General features: G+C 53.3%; 20 protein-coding genes. 17 read left to right on the forward strand and 3 right to left on the reverse strand.

Features of this window, described 5'->3' with window-relative positions:
- From KJ869_00395 to KJ869_00425, 7 genes are all read left to right on the forward strand, one after another.
- On the forward strand, window positions 1-611 hold a 611-nt coding region (locus tag KJ869_00395), incomplete at its 5' end, for a hypothetical protein (protein ID MBU1575650.1).
- A 34-nt stretch (window positions 612-645) separates the two neighbouring features.
- A complete protein-coding gene (gene dnaJ, locus KJ869_00400) occupies window positions 646-1,827 on the forward strand; it encodes a molecular chaperone DnaJ (GenBank protein ID MBU1575651.1) in 1,182 nt (393 codons plus the stop codon).
- 183 nt (window positions 1,828-2,010) lie between these two features.
- The gene (locus KJ869_00405; GenBank protein ID MBU1575652.1) at window positions 2,011-2,799 is read left to right on the forward strand and encodes a 16S rRNA (uracil(1498)-N(3))-methyltransferase; all 789 of its coding nucleotides are present in this window, start codon (window positions 2,011-2,013) and stop codon (window positions 2,797-2,799) included.
- 204 nt (window positions 2,800-3,003) lie between these two features.
- A complete protein-coding gene (locus KJ869_00410; GenBank protein MBU1575653.1) occupies window positions 3,004-3,561 on the forward strand; it encodes a CvpA family protein in 558 nt (185 codons plus the stop codon).
- A 68-nt stretch (window positions 3,562-3,629) separates the two neighbouring features.
- Window positions 3,630-4,199 carry a hypothetical protein gene (locus tag KJ869_00415; protein MBU1575654.1) on the forward strand — a complete coding sequence of 190 codons (570 nt, stop codon included), beginning with the start codon at window positions 3,630-3,632 and terminating at the stop codon, window positions 4,197-4,199.
- Between the two features lie 133 nt (window positions 4,200-4,332).
- Entirely contained in the window at window positions 4,333-6,672 is a 2,340-nt protein-coding gene (locus KJ869_00420) for an endonuclease MutS2 (GenBank protein ID MBU1575655.1), read from the forward strand.
- A gap of 118 nt (window positions 6,673-6,790) precedes the next feature.
- Window positions 6,791-7,525, forward strand: coding sequence for a hypothetical protein (locus KJ869_00425; GenBank protein ID MBU1575656.1), 735 nt, complete (start codon window positions 6,791-6,793; stop codon window positions 7,523-7,525).
- A gap of 24 nt (window positions 7,526-7,549) precedes the next feature.
- On the opposite strand, the gene KJ869_00430 is transcribed toward KJ869_00425, so the two are convergent.
- Complete coding sequence (locus tag KJ869_00430) at window positions 7,550-8,524, reverse strand: IS1595 family transposase (protein ID MBU1575657.1); 975 nt, start codon at window positions 8,522-8,524, stop codon at window positions 7,550-7,552.
- Window positions 8,499-8,879, reverse strand: a complete 381-nt coding sequence (locus KJ869_00435) for a hypothetical protein (GenBank protein ID MBU1575658.1) — start codon at window positions 8,877-8,879, stop codon at window positions 8,499-8,501. The genes KJ869_00430 and KJ869_00435 overlap by 26 nt, the downstream gene beginning before the upstream one ends.
- A gap of 116 nt (window positions 8,880-8,995) precedes the next feature.
- Here KJ869_00435 and KJ869_00440 point away from each other — a divergent pair, with 116 nt between their 5' ends.
- From KJ869_00440 to KJ869_00485, 10 genes are all read left to right on the forward strand, one after another.
- Window positions 8,996-9,379: a hypothetical protein gene (locus KJ869_00440; protein ID MBU1575659.1), complete on the forward strand. Its 384-nt coding sequence runs from the start codon at window positions 8,996-8,998 to the stop codon at window positions 9,377-9,379.
- Window positions 9,380-9,396: 17 nt separating this feature from the next.
- Complete coding sequence (locus tag KJ869_00445; GenBank protein MBU1575660.1) at window positions 9,397-10,905, forward strand: DUF1846 domain-containing protein; 1,509 nt, start codon at window positions 9,397-9,399, stop codon at window positions 10,903-10,905.
- A gap of 35 nt (window positions 10,906-10,940) precedes the next feature.
- Entirely contained in the window at window positions 10,941-11,213 is a 273-nt protein-coding gene (locus tag KJ869_00450) for a helix-hairpin-helix domain-containing protein (protein MBU1575661.1), read from the forward strand.
- The gene (locus KJ869_00455; protein MBU1575662.1) at window positions 11,188-11,625 is read left to right on the forward strand and encodes a hypothetical protein; all 438 of its coding nucleotides are present in this window, start codon (window positions 11,188-11,190) and stop codon (window positions 11,623-11,625) included. Before KJ869_00450 ends, KJ869_00455 begins: the two co-directional genes overlap by 26 nt.
- An 89-nt stretch (window positions 11,626-11,714) precedes the next feature.
- Window positions 11,715-12,008 (forward strand): RNA-binding protein, encoded by a 294-nt coding sequence (locus tag KJ869_00460; GenBank protein ID MBU1575663.1) that lies wholly within the window; start codon window positions 11,715-11,717, stop codon window positions 12,006-12,008.
- Window positions 12,009-12,036: 28 nt separating this feature from the next.
- Window positions 12,037-12,507: a hypothetical protein gene (locus KJ869_00465; protein MBU1575664.1), complete on the forward strand. Its 471-nt coding sequence runs from the start codon at window positions 12,037-12,039 to the stop codon at window positions 12,505-12,507.
- A 27-nt stretch (window positions 12,508-12,534) separates the two neighbouring features.
- The gene (dnaG, locus tag KJ869_00470) at window positions 12,535-14,334 is read left to right on the forward strand and encodes a DNA primase (protein MBU1575665.1); all 1,800 of its coding nucleotides are present in this window, start codon (window positions 12,535-12,537) and stop codon (window positions 14,332-14,334) included.
- A gap of 31 nt (window positions 14,335-14,365) precedes the next feature.
- Complete coding sequence (rpoD, locus tag KJ869_00475) at window positions 14,366-16,093, forward strand: RNA polymerase sigma factor RpoD (GenBank protein MBU1575666.1); 1,728 nt, start codon at window positions 14,366-14,368, stop codon at window positions 16,091-16,093.
- Window positions 16,094-16,206: 113 nt separating this feature from the next.
- Window positions 16,207-18,678, forward strand: coding sequence for an endonuclease (locus KJ869_00480; protein MBU1575667.1), 2,472 nt, complete (start codon window positions 16,207-16,209; stop codon window positions 18,676-18,678).
- Window positions 18,679-18,708: 30 nt separating this feature from the next.
- On the forward strand, window positions 18,709-22,584 hold the full coding sequence (locus KJ869_00485; GenBank protein ID MBU1575668.1) for a hypothetical protein: 3,876 nt from the start codon (window positions 18,709-18,711) through the stop codon (window positions 22,582-22,584).
- Window positions 22,585-22,644: 60 nt separating this feature from the next.
- Here KJ869_00485 and KJ869_00490 read toward each other — a convergent pair whose 3' ends face one another.
- A complete protein-coding gene (locus KJ869_00490; protein ID MBU1575669.1) occupies window positions 22,645-23,769 on the reverse strand; it encodes a hypothetical protein in 1,125 nt (374 codons plus the stop codon).
- Between the last annotated feature and the right edge of the window lie 63 nt (window positions 23,770-23,832).

Here is a 23,832-nt window from a genome sequence, read left to right on the forward strand (position 1 = left end):
AATTTATTAAGGTGATGCCAGCAGAAATTATTATTGGATTATTAATCTTGGCAATTATTTCGGTAGTGTTTTTTAGTAGAAAATATATTAATCAAAAAAAATTATACAACGATTTACAAAAAGTAAACAAAAATAATAGTTATCAGTTTGTTTCACGATTTGGTGCATTTTGGAAATTATTTTATGATGACAACTATATTGAAGATTTTCCATATTGTACTTGTTGCGAACCTAAGCAAGTGTTATCAATAGTCAAGTGGTATCCGAATGAAGAATATAAATGCTCAAAGACAGGGAATATAATAAGTCTTTTCGACGCTTTTTATATATCAAAAACGCAAGCATTAGAATCGTTACGTTGGAAGTATTCTAAAAATAAAAACAATTATGCTATTGGTGATATGTTTTTACAGGAATATAATAGATTGAAAGAATTGAGTCCGGAAACACAAGAAAAAGAATTACTTGCTGCTGTTTTTAATAATAAGCCATTTGAACGCATACCAAAGAAAGAAAGGGAAACAATATTAAAAAGATTTAACGGGAGCCAAGAAATTATCAGGTTTTTAATAAAGAACCAAGAAAAATATATTGCACTCATTAATAAATAATATCCTTTAATACTAGATCGGCTACATAACGTACATGACTCCTACCAAACGCGACTATTACGAAATACTTGGCGTTCCCAAGAGCGCCGACGAGAGCCAGGTCAAGCAGGCCTACCGGGCCTTGGCCAAGAAGCACCATCCCGACATGAACCGGGAGGACCCCAAGGCGGCCGAGGAGAAGTTCAAGGAACTGTCCGAGGCCTACGAAGTGCTGATGGACAAGCAGAAGCGGGCCAACTACGACCAGTTCGGCCATGCCGGGGTGGATCCCAGCTTCGGGGCCGGCGGCTTCGACTTCCGGCGCGACTTCACCCACAGCGATGATATCCAGGATATATTCGGCTCGCTGTTCGGCGGAGGCGGGGGGGGCTCCATCTTCGATATGCTGTTCGGCGGCGGGATGGGCGGGGCTACCCGCACCCGGGGCGGACGGCAGGTACGGCGGGGCGGCGATCTTAACGTCCGCCTGTCCCTGACCCTGGAGGAGATCGCCACCGGGGTGGAGAAGACCATCCAATTAAAAAGATTCGAAAGCTGTTCCGAGTGCCACGGTGAGGGAGCCAAGTCCGGGGCTGATATCAAGGAATGTCCGGCCTGCAAAGGGGCGGGCGAGGTGCGGCAGGTGTCGCGTTCCATGTTCGGGCAGTTCATCAACGTGGGGGCCTGTCCGCAGTGCGGCGGCGAGGGCAAGATCATCAGCAACCCCTGCCCGGGCTGCAAGGGCGAGGGCCGGGTCAAGAAAGAGGCCACCATCAAGGTCAAGGTTCCGGCCGGAGTGGCTAACGGGAATTACATCCCCATGCGTAATCAGGGGAACATCGGGCCCAAGCTGGGACCGGCCGGAGACATCCTGGTCTACATCGAAGAAAAGGAGCACCCGCTGTTCCACCGCCACGGGGACGACCTGGTGCTGGGCCTGCCCATCTCCTACGCCCAGGCCGCCCTGGGGGCCAAAGTGACGGTGCTGATGCTGTTCGGCAAGGCTGAATTGTCCATTCCCTCCGGCACTCGCAGCGGCAAGATATTCAGGATGCGGGGCAAGGGCCTGCCGCGATTGAACTCCAGCGGCAGCGGCGACCAGTTGATCCGGGTGGAGATCTACATTCCCAATAAACTTAACTCCGAGGAGAAGAAATTGCTGAAGCAATTGGGCGAGGTCCAGAATGGCAAGGTGCCCAGCCCGCATAAGGTCGATTTGAGCCAATTTGAGGAATAATCTATCGACAGGATTAACAGGATTCTTCGAAACTAGAATTATGGACTACGTCATCGCGAGGTAAGCAGAATATAGCACAGATGAAGCGATCCATAAAAAAACTGGATTGCTTCGTTAGTAAAACAGTGCGGTCTTCTCGCAATGACGGAAAAAACATCATACCATTAATGTCCGAGTAAATATATGTTTGAATATTTTTACGTTCCCCCATCCTCCATCGAAGCCCGGCAGATAGTGATCTCCGGCGAGGAGGCCCGCCATATCTCCAGGGCCCTGCGGCACAAAAAGGGCGACCAGATCACCATTGTGGACGGGCAGGGCGGGGAATACGAATGCACCCTAGCGGCCATCTCCGATGGAGCGGTAACCGCCAATATCTTCAACCGGCGGTGCAAGACCAACGAGACCATCAAGCAGGTGACGCTGGCCCAGGCCGTGCCCAAGGGGCAGCGGATGGACTTTGTCATCGAGAAGGGCACAGAGATCGGGCTGCATGCCATCATCCCGCTGATCACCGAGAACTCGGTGGTCAAGCCGGCTGATGAAAAACCGAGTTTCAATCTTCCATTAATTGATAATGATTCCGGGGGCAGCAAGGCCGCCCGCTGGCAGAGGATCGCCATCGCCGCCATGAAGCAGTCCCTGCGCTCGGTCCTGCCGGTTATCGGAGAGCCGGTGGGTTTTGCCAAACTATCAGAAAGTTTCAACAATTACGATCTGCTGCTGATGGCCGATGAAGCCGAGAAGAAGATCAACCTGGCCGCCGTTTTCGCCATGCTGCCGGAGAACAGGGATGTCCGTAAAGTGCTGTGTCTGGTGGGGCCGGAGGGGGGCTTTTCCCAGAATGAGAAGAGGATCATCACCGAGGCCAGGGGGCACATCATCTCGCTGGGCACCAGGCGGCTGCGTTCCGAGACCGCCGGGCTGGTGCTGTCCACCGTGGTGCTGGACCGGCTGGGGGAGCTGGGGTAAATTAGATATTAGTTGTTAGATGATAGATAATGGGAGAGGTTTTTTCGTCATCCTGAGTTCAACTGCATTTCTTAGCCAACGAAGGATCCGGGGCTCTTCACCTGCCAGGCATAATGTAATTTCCAGAGTGACGAAAAGGCGGTCATCAAAATATTGACGGCACATATCCCTGTAATCAGCAGGAAACAATAAAAGAGCATTACTATGAACTGGATAGATATCATCATCATAATCCTGCTGGCGGTGGCGGTGGGGATCGGCTTCAAGAAAGGGCTGGTGCAGGAGATTGTGGGCATCGTAGCCCTGATAATTGCATTTTTCCTGGCCCTCAAACTGCACCTGGTCGCGGCCGCCATGCTGACGAAAATCATCTCCGGCCTACCCAAGCACATCGCGCCGACGGTCGGTTTTGTGGCTGTGTTCCTGATAGTATTTCTGGCTATCACCTTGGCCGGCTGGCTGCTGTCAAAAATAATCAAGGCCACCCCGCTGGACCTGGCCGACAAGATCGGCGGCATGGTCATCGGACTGGTCAAAGGCGCGCTGATAATATCGGTGATCCTGTTGTTGCTGGCCCTGGCGCCGCTGCCCAAGGAATTCAACCACAAGCTGGATCGCTCCGGAATGATCCGCTCCATCCGCAAGGTGGCCCCGCTGGTCTACGAGAAATCCAAGGGGCTGTGGCCCAAGGCCCAGAAATTATACCAGGAATTCGAGAAAGCCCCGACGCCCAAGAAAGTGGAGGAATTGAAGACAATTTAGTTTTCAAGCTTGAATTGGACACGGATAAACACGGATTGGGTTGAATTGAAAAGGACGAAAGGGATAAAATGAAACGCATTGTTCTGTTTGTTTTGTTGGCTTCCCTTGGGTGCAGCAAAACACCGTTTGACCGGGCAAAAGGAAACGTCAGACAGTATGTAAAGACAATGCTGAATGATCCTGCTTATTACAAACCAGTTTCTTGGGGGACTCTGGATTCACTTCATTTTAATTCTACAGATAGCACATCAGTACAATTCAAACGAAGCACCATAACAGGTGAAATAACCTATTCTAAAGAAATACGAGAAAAACTTCGCGAAATAGACGAAGCCGGAGTTATGATGGGCAAGAAGCCGGAGGAACGCAAAGAAGCCATGCGAAAGTTTCTCCGCTCAAAAAAACTTGCTACACCAGATGAGGCTAAGTTGGAATTTGAGTTAGGGCAGATGGCTACCATATTCAAAATAGATCATTCTTTCCGTATTCGGGGACTTAAGAAGCAAAAGATACTGGTTAAATATCGTTTTTATCTTGACTCTACCTTAACGGTTACAAAAGCGGTAGATCAAGAGATAAGGGCGATAGATTCACATAACAAAAAAGATCCCCTGGGTCTATTTCCAGAGGATAAATAACCGCATACTACAAATATAACCTAATCAACAACGTGTTCAGGAAAAGCTTCTTTCTTGGTTTACATATATAATTTCAGCGCCATGAAAGGCGCAAGTAGCTTTTTATTTTTAATATTTGGTATTTTATTTTTTAATGAACGCTCATAGTTTAAAAATATTAGAATTCAATTTCGTCCTGGAAGCATTGGCCCGCAAGACCGGCACGCCATATGGCCGGGAGATGGCCCGGGGTATCTTTCCGTCCACCTTCCCGGCCGTGATCGCCGAACAGCAGGCCATAACCGCCGAGGCCAGAAAAATGCTGGAGGCCGGCATCGGGCTGGATTTTGGTAACGTCCAGGATATCCGCCCGGCGCTGGGAGCGCTGGCGGCCGAGGGGGCCATCATCGAACCTCTGGAGCTGCTGCAACTGGGACGCCATCTGGAGGTGGCCCGCCGGATAAAGTCCACCATGAGTATGCGCAAGGAGGATTATATCCTGCTGGACGATCTAGCCTCAGGTTTTCGGGCCTACAAGGAGCTGGAGGACCGGATCGCCAAATCCATCGAGCCCGACGGACGGGTGGCCGACCGGGCCAGCGATACCCTGTATCACCTGCGGCGCGACCAGGAGGCCCTGCGGGCGAGGATCTACGACAAGCTGGAAAGCATCATGAACGCTTCGTCCGGCTCCATCCAGGAATCGGTGGTCACCATTCGGGAGGGGCGCTATGTGATCCCGGTCAAGTCCGACGCCAAGTCGCAGGTCAAGGGCATCGTGCACGACACCTCGTCCTCCGGGGCCACGGTGTTCGTCGAGCCGCTGGTGTCCGTTGAATTGAACAACAAGATGCGGCAGGTGATCCTGGCCGAGAAGCGCGAGGTGGAGAGGATCCTGCAGGAATTCTCCAAGGAGATACTGGACGAGATCGAGCCCATCCAGCAGAACCTGGAGTTGATCTCGCAGTTCGATCTGCTGATAGCCAAGGCCCGCCTGGCCGCCGAATGGCAGTGCTCCCAGGCCCTGCATACTCCGGGAAATTACCTGAATATGACGGCCGCCCGGCATCCGGCTTTGGAAGATCCGGTTCCGCTGGATATGGAGCTGGGCGACGGCAAGCTGACCATGGTGATCACCGGGCCAAACACCGGAGGCAAGACGGTGGTCTTGAAAACTGTCGGCCTGCTGGTGCTGATGAACCAGTCGGGGATGCAGATCCCGGCCGGAGATGGCAGCGCCCTGCCCATATTCGACGATGTGTTCGCCGATATCGGCGACGAGCAGTCCATCTCCCAATCGCTGTCCACCTTCTCCTCGCACATGCGGCAGATAGGCAACATCGTCCGGGAAGCCGGAAAAAGATCGCTGGTGTTGCTGGATGAGATCGGGGCCGGCACCGAGCCATCCGAGGGATCGTCGCTGGCCATCGCCATCCTGTCGGACCTGACCGACAAGGGGTGTTTGACCCTCTCCACCACCCATTACGGAGCGCTGAAAAGCTTCGTCCAGAGCCGGGAGGGGATGATCAACGCCGCCATGGAATTCGACCGCCAGGCCTTGAAGCCCACCTACCGCCTGATGATGGGCCTGCCCGGCGCCAGCTACGGGCTGGAGATAGCCTCGCGGCTGGGACTGCCGGATAGCATCGTGGCCGAGGCCCGGACCAGGCTGGACTCCAAGTCCATCAAACTGGAGGAATTGATCGCCGATATCGAAGACACCAAACGCCGGATGGAACAGCGGGAACGGGAGGCCTCCGATGAACTGGACGCAGCCAGAAAAATGTCACAGGAATACCAGTCCAAGCTGCAGGGGCTGAAGGATGAACTGAAAGAACTTAAACAGCAGGCCAAGCAGGAGGCCAGGGATATTTTGGCCCAGGCCCGCAGCGCCTCGGAGATGGCGGTGGCCGGCATCAAGAAAGAACAGGCCTCCAAGGACAGCATCAAGCAGTCCCGGAATATTCTGGCCGATACCGAATCCAAGCTGGGCCTGGGATCTTCTGAGGAGTCAAAGGATGAGGACGACCACCTGACCATAAAGGAGCCTTTGAAGATGGGCCAGACGGTATATGTGCCGTCGGTCCATAAGGAGGGCGAGGTGGTGGCCTTGCCCGATTCCGGAGGCAAGGTCAAGGTTCAGGTGGGAGGCATCCGGATGACCCTGAAGCTCAATCATCTCCGGTCGCTGCAAAGGGGCAAGGAAGCCAAGGCCGGCCTGGCCAAAACCACGCTGGAGGAGGAGAGACATTTCAATTCCGAGCTTCACCTGCTGGGAATGCGGGCCGAGGAATCGCTGGAGCTGGTGGACCGCTACTTAGATGAGGCGGTGATGCTGGGGATAAATTCGGTCAGGATAGTGCACGGCAAGGGTGCCGGGGTGCTGCGCCAGGTGGTCAAAGAGGCCCTGACCAAGGATTCCCGGGTGAGATCATTCCGCTTGGGCGAATGGAACGAGGGCCAGGACGGGGTGACGGTAGTGGAGCTGAAATGAAAAACAGATGTTGAGAGGATGAGAAGCTGAGAATCAGGGCGTAAATCAAAAAGTTGTTTTAATCCGCATTTATCACAATACTGAACTTCTAAGCTAGAAAACTTAATCGAAAGCAACCATGCCGGTACAGATCAAAGAGGTCGCGACCAAGGCGGACCTGAAAAAGTTCGTTGAATTTCCCTTCTCCATTTATCGGGACAACCAGAACTGGGTTCCGCCCCTGCTGATGGATGAGTATCACACTCTCCGCAAGGAGAAGAACCCCGCCTTCGAATACTGCGATGCCAAATACTGGCTGGCCTACAAGGACGGCCAGCTGGCCGGGCGGATCGCCGGGATCGTCAATCATCGCTACATTGAAAAATGGGGCAACAAGTACGCCCGCTTCGGCTGGGTGGATTTCATTGATGACGCCGAAGTGGTCACAGCACTTTTCGATACCGCCGAAGGTTGGGCCAAGGAACAGGGGATGGCCGGCATCCACGGGCCGCTGGGCTTTACCGACATGGACCACGAGGGAATGCTGGTGGAGGGCTTTGACGAGCTGGGCACCCTGGCGGCTATCTACAATCATCCCTACTATCCCCAGCATCTGGAGAAACTGGGATACCAAAAGGATGTGGACTGGGTGGAGTTCGAGGTCAAGGTGCCGAAAGAGATTCCGGAGAAGGCCGACCGCATTTCCAAGATCGTGATGCAGAAGGCCGGAGTCAAGGTCTTAAATGCCAAAAAGGCCAAGGATCTGCTACCCTACGCCCATGAGATGTTCGAGGTGTTGAACAGCGCCTTTGCCGATATCTATTCCTTCGTGCCGCTCAACGAGAAACAGATCAAGATGTATATCAAACAGTAATGCTTATTCCCTTCACTCACCGGATTACGCCGGATTGGGGTAAAATGGCCGTTCTGGCTCCATAAATCCCCGTAAAGTCCTTGGTTCTGCCAGCAAGGTAAGCCGCAAAATGTCGTTAAAGACCTCTATTGGGTGCTGGCGGGCGTTAAATCTGGTAGTATATTCGTTCAAGTAGTTCTGAACGTGCTTTTTCGACACGAATTTGTGGGTTCCTATCAGCCAGGATTGCAGATTTGCGAATACCCGATGAACTCTCGGTAGCTTTTTGCTGGCATCCTCCGGGCTATCAAGACGCATGAGCTTGTGGACATACCCGATTTTAGATAATCCGTTGTAGCCCTTCCAGCCATCAGTCCTGATGGTGCTATGTGGCATTACGTGGTCTTTGACAAACGAATTGATGTTGACCTGGCTGGCCGATTCCACCGAGCGCAGGCGGATTTGCCCGGAAACGGTCTTTTTGGGATTTTTTATAACCTCAACAGCGCACAGGATCAAAACCTTTTCGCCGGACATTGACCGGCCCCGCTCGTCCCCGGTAAAGATATAGGTCTCGTCCATTTCGACATCGAAGTTTAGCTTTTGGCGATCAGGATCAATCATTGCCAGCCGTAACTTATGAAGCCAGGCCCAAGCTGTTTTATAACTGCCGAAGCCCATCTGCCGGTAAAGCTCCATTGCGCTGATCCCAGTCTTTTGGGTGGCTATTGTGTAGATGGCCCAAAACCACTGGGTAAGCGGCTTGCGAGTGCCCCGCATGACCGTATTGGATATATACGATTCATCGTAGGCGCACTTTTTACACCGCAGCAGGTTGCGGGTGGTGATCAGGCTGTAATCACCATAACCACAGCGGGAGCAGTGCCAGCCGTCCTCGCCCCACTTAAGGTTTATCAGGTATTCCAAGCACTTCTCGTCCGTGTTGAAGTATTTCATAAAGTCCATCACGGAACGGATGGCATGGGGCTGGAAGTTATTTTGAATGATGTTTGTTTTCATGGTCTGTAAGTAAATTATTTACGTCTGTTGTTCTTTTCATGGAATCATTATCTACCCTTATGACGGTGGATCGCAATCCTTCTATTTTTACTTTTGCTTCTGATAGTTCTGACATAGCTGTTGATAAATCATTTTGCGTTTCGATTAATTGTGAATTTGTCTTACCTAAAGACTGTTGGTATATCCAGATTGAATAAAGACCCGTTAATATATTAACTGTTGCGTAGGCTACAGCAACAACGACAATGTGAATAAATTCTATGTTTTTCATATTGTATCCCTTCCAAAATAGAAGTGCTGTTGTTAGTAGGTTGCTTATAATATTCAGCGCAATCGTTTTTAGGCGTTCTTTCATACCAAACTCCTTTAATTTATTGTTATACCGGGAGTTTAGCATGGGTTAATAGGGCTTGTCAATTAAAATCTGGTGAGTAAAGGGAATAAGCATTCAAACAGTATTTCTCGTTTATCATGCCGGATTACACCAAGATCCTGTTGGATTCGAATAACAAGGTGGCCGGATTCGTGATCGGCATGCCCTCGCTGTCCCGCGCCCTGCAGAAATCAAAGGGAAGGCTGTTTCCCTTCGGGTTCATTCACATCCTGAAGGCCATCAGCCGGAAGAACAAATACATCGATCTGTATCTGGGCGCCATCCGTCCCGACCTGCAGGGCAAGGGGGCCGACGCTCTGCTGTTGACCGAGATGAGCCGCTCGGCCATCGGCAACGGGGTGATCTCGGCCGAGACCAACATCGAACTGGAGGAGAACCTCAAGGTCCAGGGCCACTGGAAATATTTCGAGTCGCGCCAGCACAAACGGAGACGCTGTTACATAAAGAAATTAAACCAATAATCCCCATAAGCGAGAAAATGATGCAAGGTTTTGACAACGAGAAATACCTGCGCCTGCAGACCGAGGCCATCCTGAAGAGGGTCGAGAAATTCGGCGACAAGCTGTACCTGGAGTTCGGCGGCAAGATCATCTACGACTATCACGCCGCCCGGGTGCTGCCGGGATTCCATCCCAATGTCAAAATGCAGCTGCTGCAGCAGCTGAAGGATCAGGCCGATATCATCCTGTGCATCTATGCCGGCGACATCGAGCGCCGGAAGATCCGGGCCGATTTCGGCATCACCTACGACGTGGATGCGCTCAAGCTGATAGACGACCTGAAAGACAGGGGATTGTCGGTCAAGGCGGTGGTCATCACCCGGTTCGACGGCCAGCCCTCGGCCACCATATTCAAGAACAAACTCCAGCACCGGGGGATCACTGTCTACACTCACCGCTATACCAAGGGGTATCCCACCGATGTCGACACTGTGGTCAGCGACGAAGGTTACGGCGCCAACGATTACATAGAAACCGACAAGCCGCTGGTGGTGGTTACCGGGCCCGGCCCGGGCAGCGGCAAGCTGGCCACCTGCCTGTCCCAGTTGTACCATGACCACCGCCGGGGACACAAATCAGGCTACGCCAAGTTCGAGACCTTTCCCATCTGGAACATACCGCTCAAGCATCCGGTAAACGTGGCCTACGAGGCAGCCACCGCCGACATCCGGGACTACAACATGATAGATCCCTTCCATCTTGAAGCCTACGGCAAGACCTCGATCAACTACAACCGGGACGTCGAGGTGTTCCCGGTGCTGCGCCGGATCCTGGTGAAGATCATGGACGATCCGCTTTACAAGTCGCCCACCGACATGGGCGTCAACTGCGCCGGGTTCGGAATCGTAGATGACCAGGCCGTACAGCTGGCTTCGCAGCAGGAGATCATCAGGCGCTTCTTCCGCTACCGTTGCGAGCACGTGATGGGTTTCGTGGACAAGGAGACCATCCAGAGGGTGGAGTTATTGATGGACGATCTGGGCCTTAAGCCGGAGGACCGGCCGGTGGTGGAACCGGCCCGCCAGGCTGCGGCCGAGGGACAGGACTGCGGCAAGGGGAACGAGGGCATCTTCTGCGGGACCGCCATCCAGCTGCCGGACGGCTCGATAATCGCCGGCAAGAATTCCTCCCAGATGCACGCCGCCTCCAGCCTGGTGCTCAACGCGGTCAAGCAATTGGCCGGGATCCCCGACCAGATCCACCTGATCTCGCCGGCCATCATAGAATCCATTGCCAACCTGGACCGCAACATCCTCAAGGAGAGGACGGTCAGCCTGGACCTGGAGGAGACCCTGATCGCCCTGGCCGTCAGCGCCATGACCAACCCCACCGCCCAGATGGCCCTGGAGCATTTGAAGGAACTCCATGGCTGCGAGGTGCACAGCACCCACATTCCCACCCCTGGCGACGAGGAGGGGCTGCGCAAGCTGGGGGTCAACCTGACCAGCGACCCCAATTTTTCCAGCCACAGTTTGTTTGTGGTCTGAGTCTGAGAAGGAATCTTAAATTGAAAGATTCAGCAATAAAAGAGCTACAGTCCATCCCCGGAGTGGGACCCAGCATCGCCCGGGACCTGCACCAGCTTGGGATCCGCCGGGTGGCCGATCTCAAGGGCCGTGATCCGGAGAAATTATACCTGCAGTCCTGCAATAAGGCCGGAAAACAGATCGATCGCTGCCTGCTCTACGTATACCGCTGTGCGGTCTATTATGCCTCGGCCAGGAAACCCGATCCGAAACTTTTAAAATGGTGGAACTGGAAGGATGGGATTGTCGATAATAAAAAAAGAGGATAGCCCGGTCATCATCCGCACCTCCGATCCCGGCTGGCTGGACAAGGCTTTAAAATCCTACCGCGACCGGATGCCCTTTCATTTCACCGACGATGCCGGGCTGGGTGTAGCCGAGGGCGACCTGGTGTCGGCGGTGGCTCTGATCCGCCGGGCCAAGCAGTCCGGAAAGATGAGTTGGAAGGATATCTCCCAGATATTGACCGGGATGGGGCTGTCCGGAGTGGGGGTCTGGCTGATAGCCGCTTCCATCGCCGATCCCGAGCCCACCAGCAAGCTGTGGATCCTTTTAGCCGGCGGGGTGGTGTTGATATTGACCGGGGGGTTAAGCATCCTGAAAGCTTTGGGCCAGAAATGGCAGGTGCATGCCAAATACGGGAAACAGGAGATAATGGTCAAGCCGGGAGATGATAATTAAAAAATACAACCAACCATAATCTATAAATTTAGCATTATGTCCTATGGGGATGTAAACCAAACACAATCATTATATATTGAGGAGAGACGATGAATTTATTTGCAGGAAACCTGGCCAAGGAAATGACCGAAGCCGAGCTGAAGGAGATCTTCGAGAAGTTCGGTCAGGTGGCATCGGTGGCCCTGGTGATGGACAGATACAGCGGCCAGCCCCGCGGCTTTGCCTTTGTGGATATGCCGGTGAAATCGGAGGCCCTGGCGGCCATAGACAATCTGAGCGGCCGGGTAGCCCTTAAGGGCAAGGCCATCTTCGTCAAGGAGGCCCGCCCCCAGGAGAAGGGCCACGGAGGCCATCGTCCCTCGAATCGCAATAAAAGAAGATAACCAAATAACATAAATATTGCAGGTTGATATGAAAACCTTAGTGATCTATTACTCCCGCACCGGGATCACCAAAAAGATCGGCCAGGCCATCGCCTCAAAGATCCAGGCGGACACCGAAGAGATCATAGACCTTAAAGACCGCAAAGGGCCTTGGCAATACCTAAAGGCCGGGCGCGATGCTATGAAACGGGTCCCGGCCCAGATCGCCGTCATCAAGAACAATCCCGATTATTACGACCTGGTGGTCATCGGCACTCCGGTGTGGGCTGGCAATATGGCCTGCGCCATCCGGACCTATATCGGCCAGAACAAAGACAAGATCAAAAAGCTGGCCCTGTTCTGCACCATGGGCGGCTCGGGCGACCAGAACACATTCAAGGAGATGGAATCTCTTTCAGGCAAGACTGCTGTTTCCAAAATGACGATCCGTACCCGCGAGGCCGGAAAGCCGGAGACCGATGCCCGGCTGGATGAGTTCGTCAAGCAGCTTTCGCAGTAAACCAATCGTTCATATTATCAAATAATAATGGCGCGCATTCCCGAGGAAATAATTGACGAGGTCCGGCAGTCCAACGACGTGGTGGAGGTGCTGGGACAGTACCTGTCGCTGAAGAAGACCGGCAGCACCTACAAGGCCCTGTGCCCCTTTCACCAGGAGCGGACCCCTTCTTTCGTGGTGACCCCGGTCAAGCAGATCTGGCATTGCTTCGGCTGCGGCAAGGGCGGCAACGTCATTTCATTTCTGATGGAGCACGACAAGGTGTCGTTTATCGAGGCCTTAAGGACCTTGGCCAAGCGGGCCAACATCACTTTGCCCACCTCCGACGACTACAAGGAAGGGGCCCACGACCTTTTATACCAGGCCAACGAGTTCGCCGCAAAATTTTTCCAGGAGCGGCTGGCCTCCGGCATCGGAACCGGAGCCCGGGAATATCTCAAGAACCGCGGCATCAGCGATCAATCCATAGAATTCTTCCGGCTGGGATATGCCCCCAATGCCTGGGAGGACCTGATCAAGGCGGCCGGCAAGCAGGGCCTGAGCCTACAGCTGCTGAAGGAAGCCGGACTTATAATCGCCCGCGATGAGAGCAACGGATACTACGACCGTTTCCGGCACCGGATAATATTCCCCATATTCTCCTTAAGCGGTCGGGTGATCGGGTTCGGGGGGCGCAGCCTGGAGCAGAACCCCCAGGCCAAATATCTCAACTCGCCGGAGACGCCTATCTACCACAAGGGGCGTGGCTTCTACGGCTTCTGCCAGGCCAAGAGCCCGGTGCAGGACGCCGGAAAGGCCATTCTGGTGGAGGGGAATTTTGACCTGATAATCCCCTACCAGCACGGCTTCAAGAATATCCTGGCCACCTCGGGAACCGCCCTGAGCGGCGACCAGGCCAAGCTGCTGTCCCGCTACGCCAAGCAGGCGGTTATCTGCTACGATCCCGATGCCGCCGGGCAGAATGCCACCGAGCGGACCATCCCCCTGTTGCTGGAGGCCGGGATAGACGTCAAGGTGGCGGTGCTACCCCATGAGATGGACCCGGATCTGGCCATCCGCCGGGAGGGGGAGCAGGCCTTTGCCGCCATCATCGAAACGGCCATCACTTTCATCGAGTTCAAGGTGATGCGGGCCCGGCTGATGTCCGATCTGTCCCAGGTGGCTGACAAGAGCGCCCTGGTGAACAATCTTTTAAACTTGCTGGCCCTGGTGACCGACCCGGTGAAGCGGCGGCTCTACATCAAGGAGCTGGCCGAGGCGGCTGGTCTGGATGAATCCTTCGTGCTGGACCTGGCCCGGAAAAAGGACGGGCTCAAACCGGAGGGTAATTCGCTGGAAAATACGGCGAATAATAAACCGGATTGGGAGGGCGAGATCCTTTCCATTCTGCTGCGCCGGCCGGAGTGGATTAGTCATGAATTGCCAATTTTGGCAGAGTACTGTATGGCATCACAAAAACTGATCGGCCTTTTGAAAAAAATGGGGGCCATCTATCAGGATACCGGCCGTCTGGACGGCGCCGGGCTGGTGATGAAATTCGAAGACCAGGAGGAACAGAGCCTGCTTTCCAAATCGCTGGTTAATAAGGAACTTCAAGATGATTCACTGGATAGCGCCGACAATGATGCTCAAAAATTGAGCGATTACAAGGACAAATTGCGGCAGCAAAACCTCAAGCCCAGGCGGGAAGCTATAAAGCAAGAATTGATAAAAGTAAAAAACACTGGGGATGTTATTTTGGAGAATAAACTTCTAAAGGAATTTAATGATTTATATTCAACGGGAAAAGGGTCGGACGATTTAGTTGGAAACAACGAAAACAATTAAGAATATATATAACCAATTATTAGGAGAGGCCATGGAGGACCGCAACATCAAGAAAAAGATCAAGCAGATAATCAGTTTCGGTAAAGGTCAGGGATTTATCACCTATCAGAAGCTGAACGAAATGCTGCCCGAGGATATCGTCTCTCCTGAGGAGCTGGAGAATTTCATCATGATGCTGGCCCAGACCGGCGTGGAGGTGGTCAATTCCGAGGAGGAGTGGAACCAGATCAAGGAGGCGCGGGAGAAGGCCAAGGGCAAGGAGGAGGAGGTGGCGGAAGTGCCCGTCGGGCTCCGCTTTGACGATCCGGTGAGGATGTATCTGCATGAGATAGGGCGGGTTCCCCTGTTGGATCGGGAGAAGGAAATCGAGATCGCCAAGAAGATAGAGGAATGCCAGAGGCAGATACTGAGCCTGTCTTTTTCGGCCCCGGTCAACATGAAAGAATTCATGCGCCTTTCCAAGCAGTTCGAAAAACACGAGTTGACCATGGAGGATCTGGTGCAGACCGACATTGACGGCTGGATGCCGCAGTATTCCTCCAGCCGCAAAAGGCAGAAGATCCTGCAATTGTTGAAGAGGATCCATCGGGATTACAAGGAGGTTGAATATCTCTCCACTCTCAAGAACCAGGAGAAGGCCGGACTCAAGATAAGCCAGCGCCGGGAGAAGATCCTGACCAATCTTCAGGCCCTTAAGCTGAGCAACGAATTGCTTAATTCCATGGTCCACCGATTGCTGAGCCTTTCCTTCCATATAAAGACCCATCAGAAGGAGAAGGACCGCGCCCTGGGCCATTGCAAACTGAATGCCCAGGAGCTGGACAAGATGGCCAGAATCCTGAAGTCGGGCAAGAAGCTGAAGAAAGAGGAAAAAGCCAGGCTGACCGTTCCCAAGGATAAACTGCTCTGCTATTGGCAGGAGGTCCACACCGCCCAGAAAAAGATGATCGCCCTGGCCAAGGATGCCAGGACCACCCCGGAGCAGGTGATGGATCTGGCCGGTGAGGTCAGGAAGATGCAGTTCCAGCGGGATTATGCCAAAAAGGAGATGGTGGAGGCCAACGTCCGGCTGGTGATCTCCACCGCCAAACGCTACATCAACCGGGGCTTGGAGTTTTTGGACCTGATCCAGGAGGGCAACTCCGGGCTGATGCGGGCGGTAGAGAAGTTCGACTATCACAAGGGCTACAAATTCTCCACCTATGCCACCTGGTGGATCCGGCAGGCCATCACCCGGGCCATCGCCGACCAGGCCCGCACCATCAGGGTCCCGGTGCACATGATCGAGGCCATCAACAAGGTCTCCAAGGCCTCCCGTAAGCTGGTTCAGGAGTACGGCCGGGAGCCCACCAGCCACGAGATCGCCGAACACATGGAGTTGCCATTCGATAAGGTGCGTTCCATCATCAAGGTGGCCCAGGAGCCGATCTCCTTGGACAAGCCCATCGGGGACGACGAGGACACCGTCTTCGGCGATTTCATCGAGGACGCCTCGGCCAAAAGCCCGGCCCGCACCGCCAACTTTTTGATGCTGCGGGACCAGATCGAAAAGGTGCTGGCCACCCTGTCCAAGCGGGAGGAGTCCATCATTCGCCTGCGGTTCGGCCTCAACGACGGCTGCCCCCGGACCCTGGAGGAGGTGGGGGCCATCTTCAACGTCACCCGTGAGAGGGTGCGCCAGATAGAGGTCAAAGCCCTTAGGAAACTGCGCCATCCCTCCCGCAGCAAGCGGCTGGAGGGCTTCTCCGACGTGATCTGATCCTATGAATATTTAATACAATCTTAATTGACAGGGGCATGGTTTTGTGTTATAAATAGGCGGTAGCCAAAGAAGGCTACCGCCTACTATTTTGGTCCAAAGAATAAGGTAAAATGAAAAAATTACTGATAGCTGTAGCTATTATATCAACGGCATTTAGTTCCGTATCAGCAGTCGAACTTTTCCCCGGAGTGACGGGCCGTCCGCTGATAGATTCCTTGCGGAAATATTATAAAACGGCCACGGTATTAGGATACGATGGCGCCCGGGATAAGATGTACGGGGAGATAGATATTCAGGAGGACAGCCTTACCTGTGTCTATACGGGCTTTACCATGCATGGTGGTCCTACGGCTGATCCTACCGCTTGGGCGTATGATAACGCTGCCGGAATAAATTGCGAACATACTTGGGCGCAGTTTTATCTTGACTCCACCAAGACCGAATCTGATATGCACCATTTGTTCCCTACGGAATGCGATGTCAATTCTTCTCGCGGAAATTTGCCCTTTGGGGAGAGCATCGACAATCAGACTACCGAATGGTATCGTTACGAGGATGTATTAACCAGCATTCCCGGCTCCAATATTAACGAATATAGTGAGCGCTTGGTCAATGTAAAATTTGAGGCTAGAGAAATTCAAAAAGGCAATACTGCCCGGGCCATGTTCTACGTGCTGACCATGTACCAGTTGGGCGACACCTCGGATGCCTGGTGGACCGGCCAGAAGTACGACCTGCGGAACTGGCATACTATAGATCCCTCCGATTCCACCGAGAAGAGCCGGACCTGGAAGATCGCCGCCTATCAGCAGAACAAGCCCAACCCCTTCGTGATCGACAGCTCCCTGGTGGATCGTTGTTATTTCCCGGAATACTGGAACACCAGCGTTTATTTCGCTTCTGTTGCAATCACCAAGACCGAAGGCGACGCTCCCTTTAACATCGCCGTGTCCATTGCCATTCCCAGCGCCGGCAGCGCCACCTCTGTCCAGGTGGTGCTTACCGGAGGAACCGGCACGGTGGCGGACATCAACGATTACACCACCCAAACCCTGACCTTTCCGGCCGGCTCATCGGCCAATCAAAACGCCGTCATTACCATCACCGATGACGCCTTGGTGGAAGGCACCGAGACCCTGATCTTTAAACTGCGCAATGTCTCCGGCGGGACCAGCGCCGCCATCGGCGCCGACAGCGTCTTCATCCTGACCCTGGGCGACAATGACGATGTCACGGCCCCGGTGATCACCTCCGGCCCGACGGTCACCGGCATCACTTCGTCTACGGCCACAATCAGCTGGACCACAGACGAGGCCTCCAATTCCTGGGTTTACTACGGCCTGACCACATCGTATAGCGATACCGCCAAGAATGAAAGCGACGTCACTAACCATTCCGTCGGCCTATCCGGGCTGTCGGCCTCCACCAACTATCACTACAAAGTGTCGTCCACCGATCCCATGAACAACGGGCCTACCTATTCCGGGGACAATACATTCACCACAACAGCTACCGGTGGTTATACGGTAGTGATCAGCGAGGTCAACGAACAGCGGTCTTCTTTGACGGGCTTTTCCAATGAATATGTTGAACTATTCAATAATACAGCTTCGGCTATCAATTTGAACAGTTGGACTTTAAGGCAATATAATTCGACATTAACCACTACTTTTACGTCATCTGATATAATACCGGCAGGTGGATATTTTGTTGTGGTAAGGTCCGATACTGCCAACTGGTTAAACTATTATTCCATTTTATATAATAAGGTTGGATTACTAACATTAAATGGATCAGAGATATTCAGCCTTCATGATGCAGGGGGCACTTTAATAGATTCCACCATGACTTTTGGGTTATCTTATTGGTGCCAGTACCGCACTCGTCCGTTTTCCAGCGGGATCCTGTCAGCCAGCTGGTACGGAGACGCAGCTAACAGCACCAGCGCCACCTACGGCACCCCCGGCGGGGCCAACCCCAACGATCCTTTGGGCGTGGAGCTGGCCTATTTCACCGCATTGGGCGAGCCGGGCCAGATCACCCTTAAATGGACCACCGCCAGTGAGATCAACAGTTACCAATGGCAGATCTGGCGGTCGCTGGATTCCTTGAATTATTACCAGCTAATGATCTCCCTGCCGACGGCCGGCACCAGCAACGAGATCCACAATTACGGCTGGATCGATAAGAATGTCTTTGCTGGGGTTGATTATTACTACCGTTTGCTGGAGAAGGACGTCAATGGGGACACAGCCGTTTACGGACCGGTAAGGGCCGCTGCAACGCCTAGTATTTCCGAAAATGATCCAGGCCATTGGGTAAGTTGTAGCCCCAATCCTTTTAGAAATAATATAACTTTCCGATACAATTTATCCCAGCCTGGCCCGGTTAAGCTGGATATCTATAACATATCCGGTCAATTGGTAAAATCATTCTTCGAAAACAATGGCCAGGCCGGGCAGAACTATTTCGATTGGAACGGCCGGGGCGAGGGCGGAAAGGCCTGTCCGGCGGGGATATATTTCTTTAGATTAACTGCAAACGGGATAAACCAAAACGGCAGAGTAATTTTAATAAAGTAAAAATAAATATAATATCTTGGAGACCATGAAATGAGAAAGTATGCGGTAATAACCATATTGGGCATTTTGATGTTAACATCATTTGCTCAAGGGCAATTGCTGGTCGACAATTTCGATTACACTGCCGGAACCAATCTGACCGATAATGGGTGGACTGCTCATAGCAGCGGAGGTACAAATCCCATCACGGTATCCTCAGGCGGCCTTACATATACCGATTATGCCTCCTCCGGCATCGGCAACGCAGCCTTGGTGGACAGCACCGGAGAGGATGTGAGCCGCACTTTTGATTTGGGCATCACTAGCGGATCGGTTTATGCGTCATTTCTGGTCAATGTGGGGTCGGGCGGTGCTCCAACGGGATATTTCCTGCATTTGGGTCCCAATCCGATCGGAACGACCTTTTTGGCCAGGGTCAACGTAATGAACGATGCCGGGAGCAATCTCGAATTTGGGTTGCAAAAAACTACCGAGACGGCCGTCTACACAGATAACAATTATTCCTACGGCACCACATATCTGGTTGTCCTGAAATACACGTTTTATTCTGGATCGACCACTAACGACAGCCTGTGCCTGTATGTGATGTCATCGGGGGCCCCGTCCTCGGAACCGGCCACCCCTACCATCGGCCCCATAGGTGCCGCAGGAGCCGATGCCGCCGAGCTGGGCACCATCGCTCTGCGGCAGTATAACGCCGCCCAGAGGATCACGGTGGACGGTATTCGGGTCGGCACTTCATGGACGGACATTGTTCCGGCCGTATCAGGCGGTTCCGATGTCAGCGCCGGTGCTGGCTCCGAGCCGGCCTCCATCTCGTCCCTGCTGGACACCGATGCCGAGAAGGTGCTCAATTTCGATTTCCGGGTCAAGGATGACTCCACCGGTGGCGATGCCCTTAATACACTGATAGATAAGATCGTCATCACCAAGGGCACCGGCAACGATATCTCCGACTGGAGCGGCATCATAGCCGGGGTCAAGCTGTTCGACGGATCGGCCGATTCGGCCTCGGGCACGGTCTATGCCGACAGCATCGTCTTCTCGGGGATAGATCATTCCTCTGGCAGGCTGGGAGAGGTGACCGACAACGGCAGTAAGACCTACCATCTGAAAATATGGCTGAAGGGCGACCTGGGCTCGTTTCAAGCCACCATAGACAACAGCAATCTGGCCTTCAAGGTGGACCGGACCAGCTTTACCGTGGACGCCGCCGGCACACCATTTGCCAGCGGAGCAGGCACTGCGGTAGAATCCGGGGCATCTAATAATGCAGTCACCGTGGCCGCCACCAGGCTGAACATTGCCTCGGAACCACCGGCCTCGGTGGATGTCAGTGTTGACTTCGGATTATCTGTTGAGGCCGCCGATGGCAACGGCAACCGCGACCTGGACGCTGCCAACAGCGTCACTTTGACCCTGCTGGGCGGGATGGGAAATCTGACCTCGGCCACCGGCCTTACCCAGAATCTGGCTTCGGGTTTAAGGGCCTGGAGCGATCTGCAGTATGACCTGGCCGAAGGCGGGTTGACGATAGAGGCCGCTGCCTCCGGCCTGGTTCCTGACACCACCATAAGCTTTGCCGCCATCGGTGGGGCGCCCAGCGTTCAGGCCAGCAATATAGTCTTCAGCGAGGTCTCAGAGAATCAATTGATTATCAGCTGGACCAACGGCAATGGCAGCGCCCGGATGGTGTTGGTCCAACAGGGGAGCCCGGTGGACGCCGATCCGGTGGACGGCAACAGCTATTTCCCCAGCTCTACTTACGGCATGGGGCAGCAGATCGGAACCGGCAATTATACAGTCTTTTCCTCCTCCGGCAACTGCGACACCATCCTGGGACTGGCTCCCAACACCACTTATCATTTTGCGGTCTATGAATACAATGGTTCGGGGGGCACCGAGAATTATCTTACTTTAAACCCGGCAGTCGACAGCCAGCTCACCACCGAGCATTTCGACGCCGGAGATTACCGGTCGCTGAAGACCGGGATCTGGACGGATATTTCGTCATGGGAGACCTATAACGGAACAATCTGGGGTGCCGCCAGCCAGCCGCCGTGCTCTACCAACAATATCATCATCAGGGCCATTGATACCGTTACCGTCGACGCCGAGGCTTCGTGCAAGAACGCCATCTTCCTGGGGGCTAATTACGGAACCAGGCTGGATATCAGCGACTACACACTCTCGGTCCACGGAATGCTCAATGCCGACGGCGTCACTCTTAATGATTACTTGATACGTTGCAACTCCGGCCGGCTTAAATTTGTGGGCAGCGCCCGGGCGCTATTCGGAGAGAACTGGGGAGCCTACGGCACCAGATGGCGGATGGAGGTGGCCCTGGCCTCTGGCGACACCGGAACATCCTCCAAGAACGTAAAGGCTTCCGATATCATCATATCCTCCGGCGTTTTCAAGGGCGGGGATGTCCGGGCGGATTCGGGAGCAGTATTAACCGGAACTATGTCAATTGCTGCGGGGTCATCGCTTATAGCCCAAAGAGTTTCCCGTACATCCACTGCTACGGTTCCCTGCCGGAAAATAGTGGTTGATGGCGTTCTGCAACTAACGGGATCCAATGTTTCAGCCGATAGTATTTTTGTTAACAACGGAGCCTATCTGCGAAGTTCCTCGGCCACCGGGCAGATCGTGACTGGTGTTCTGCAGTATGCCGGCGGGTCCACCCTGGAATATGCCGGAACATCCGCTCAGCATACCAGGCAGGAGTTGCAGGAGACCATGCCCAATATCGTCATAAACAACACCAGCGGCGTAACCATGGACACCACCACCACCGTCGTAAATTCATTGACCCTGGATAACGGAAACCTGAACACCGGGATCGACTCGCTGATCCTGGGTTCCAGCGCCACTCTGAGCGGAGAGCAGGCAGGGCGTTATGTGATCGGAAAGCTTTTGACATCAAGAACGGTGGGCACCGGGAGCTCCAGCTTCGGGGGGATTGGCGTGTCGCTCAATTCGGGCGCTGATGATCTGGGAACGGTCAATGTTCGTCGTATATCCGGACCGGCCGGAGTTGTGGTGGCCAGTATTACCGGTGCTAATGCCGATACAGGTATTACCCGCCGCTGGAACCTCACCTCTGACAATCCGCCGTCAGGCGGAAGAAGCCTGACGCTGTCATGGGTATCCGACGACGACAACGGACGGGACCTGACCTCTGCCCAGCTGTGGAAAAGCCTGGACGGTGGGAGCACCTGGACCGTGGCTTTTTCTCCGCACGACGTTTCATCCAGCCGTTCTATTACCGAAAGCGTGACCTCCTTCTCGGCCTGGACGGTCAGCGATGCCGCCAATCCGCTGCCGGTACAACTGGCATCATTTACTGGAGCAGTGGAGAACAGGAAGGTGCTTCTTAAGTGGATCACATCCTATGAGGCAGCCACCGATAGCTGGAAGATAGAGAGATCGACTCTCTCGGGAGGCCCGTATCATTTATCTGGCGAGATCGAAGCCTACGGCCAGCCGCACCAGTATCAATGGATCGATAACAGCGCCGGATACAATACTCAATATTATTACCGTCTGGCCCAGATCGATACCGATGGTAAGATCGTTTATTACGGGCCGGTGATGGTGGCCAGCGGAGCGCCGGCGTTTTCTGTCTCCCGACTTCTTTTCTGCGGCCCCAGCCCGTTCAGATCTTCTGCCAGAATATCCTACCAGGTGGGCCAAGGCAATGCCGAGGTCAATCTGACTGTCTACAATATCGTCGGGCAGGCCGTTCACAGCAGATATTTGGGGGACAAGGCCTCAGGCAGTTATGAAACCAACTGGGACGGCTCCGATGACCGGGGGCGCAAATTATCCACCGGGGTATATTTTGTCAACCTAAAGATCGGCCAATCCAATTTTATGAAGAGACTAACCCTGCTGAGATAATTCGCTATTTAATTAGAAAAAAGGGACAGGCTTGGCCTGTCCCTTTTTATTATAGGTATGCTAAAAATAAAATCTGTATGAAGCAAAATAAACGTCTGAATACGAACCAAACTCCGATCTAATTGCACCGACACCGCCGGAAGAAATCTCCGATCTTTTCCCCAAGCCCTTATAAAGCCCGCAGGATAGGTAACTATTCTGGGTAAGATTATATTCGAATTGTTGGTTGAAAACAACCGACCAGTCGTCAAGGTTTAAGATCGGCTGGGTGCCGGAGGACAACAGGGGAGTTATCTGGTAGTTCAACCCAGCAGAAAAATAGTTTTTCGCCATAAGGTAGACAACACCCTCGCGGTAGGGCTGTTTAATATAATTCTCACTATAAGCAGATACATTGCTTTCTCCGAAGCCGTTGAAATGATATTCCCCGAAAGCATAGGTTTTAGCGCTTAACCTGTAATCGGCTCCGGCCGATACTCTAAAGGCATCCTCGGAAGGCTCTTCAAAATCGATATATCCGGCTTCCCACCATAATCCGGCTCCGCTCAGTGATCTGGAGGCATCAATCCCGTATAGCAAATTGTTTTTGAATTCCATCAGGGTAAAAGCCAGGTCGGTCTTGAATAAATATATTATCGATCTTAGATAGGCGGCGCTGTTTTGCGGCTTAAAATTCTTGCCAGATATATAACCCAGCCCGATCTCAGACAATGGTCCCAGCGGGTAATTTATCCTGACGGCATCTACTCCAATTCGATCCTCAGTGTCCATTTCCTGGAAACCATAGGGGGCGATCACGTCGGTGGGGTTTATAAAGCGGGCGCTGCCCCAGGCGATGGGTTGGCGGCCCACAAAGATATCGGCCCGGTTCAGGCTTAAACGAACATAAGCCCGGTCCAGATTCTGCCACAGGGAAAGATTATCGGTAGCGCTTGGAGAATCCGATAAAAGTCTCGGTTTAAAATCGCTCACCCGGTATTGCCGGGCGCTGGAAGATGCTTCTACACCGGACGCCGGGCTCTCCCAGTGAGGAGAAATTATGTAGGCCAGGTTAAGTGAAAAGTTGTCGCGGGGAAGGCAGGAAATCTTTACCCCCCAGGGATTGGTCAGCATCCAGCGATCACCGCTGCCGTCAGGCGAGTGCTGAAAGATCAGAAACGATTTGGCATAACCGCCAAATTCCAATTGCCCGGCCAAGCAGGCGGCAGGTATCAATGTAAGTGAGATCAGAAGAATAAAACAATATTT

This window comes from Candidatus Edwardsbacteria bacterium, from assembly GCA_018821925.1.
Taxonomy (GTDB): domain Bacteria; phylum Edwardsbacteria; class AC1; order AC1; family EtOH8; genus UBA2226.

Coding starts and splice junctions, on each gene's coding strand:
- dnaJ (MBU1575651.1), top strand. CDS start 646: ATGACTCCTACCAAACGCGACTATTACGAAATACTTGGCGTTCCCAAG.
- KJ869_00405 (MBU1575652.1), top strand. CDS start 2,011: ATGTTTGAATATTTTTACGTTCCCCCATCCTCCATCGAAGCCCGGCAG.
- KJ869_00410 (MBU1575653.1), top strand. CDS start 3,004: ATGAACTGGATAGATATCATCATCATAATCCTGCTGGCGGTGGCGGTG.
- KJ869_00415 (MBU1575654.1), top strand. CDS start 3,630: ATGAAACGCATTGTTCTGTTTGTTTTGTTGGCTTCCCTTGGGTGCAGC.
- KJ869_00420 (MBU1575655.1), top strand. CDS start 4,333: ATGAACGCTCATAGTTTAAAAATATTAGAATTCAATTTCGTCCTGGAA.
- KJ869_00425 (MBU1575656.1), top strand. CDS start 6,791: ATGCCGGTACAGATCAAAGAGGTCGCGACCAAGGCGGACCTGAAAAAG.
- KJ869_00430 (MBU1575657.1), bottom strand. CDS start 8,524: ATGAAAACAAACATCATTCAAAATAACTTCCAGCCCCATGCCATCCGT.
- KJ869_00435 (MBU1575658.1), bottom strand. CDS start 8,879: ATGAAAGAACGCCTAAAAACGATTGCGCTGAATATTATAAGCAACCTA.
- KJ869_00440 (MBU1575659.1), top strand. CDS start 8,996: ATGCCGGATTACACCAAGATCCTGTTGGATTCGAATAACAAGGTGGCC.
- KJ869_00445 (MBU1575660.1), top strand. CDS start 9,397: ATGATGCAAGGTTTTGACAACGAGAAATACCTGCGCCTGCAGACCGAG.
- KJ869_00460 (MBU1575663.1), top strand. CDS start 11,715: ATGAATTTATTTGCAGGAAACCTGGCCAAGGAAATGACCGAAGCCGAG.
- KJ869_00465 (MBU1575664.1), top strand. CDS start 12,037: ATGAAAACCTTAGTGATCTATTACTCCCGCACCGGGATCACCAAAAAG.
- dnaG (MBU1575665.1), top strand. CDS start 12,535: ATGGCGCGCATTCCCGAGGAAATAATTGACGAGGTCCGGCAGTCCAAC.
- rpoD (MBU1575666.1), top strand. CDS start 14,366: ATGGAGGACCGCAACATCAAGAAAAAGATCAAGCAGATAATCAGTTTC.
- KJ869_00480 (MBU1575667.1), top strand. CDS start 16,207: ATGAAAAAATTACTGATAGCTGTAGCTATTATATCAACGGCATTTAGT.
- KJ869_00485 (MBU1575668.1), top strand. CDS start 18,709: ATGAGAAAGTATGCGGTAATAACCATATTGGGCATTTTGATGTTAACA.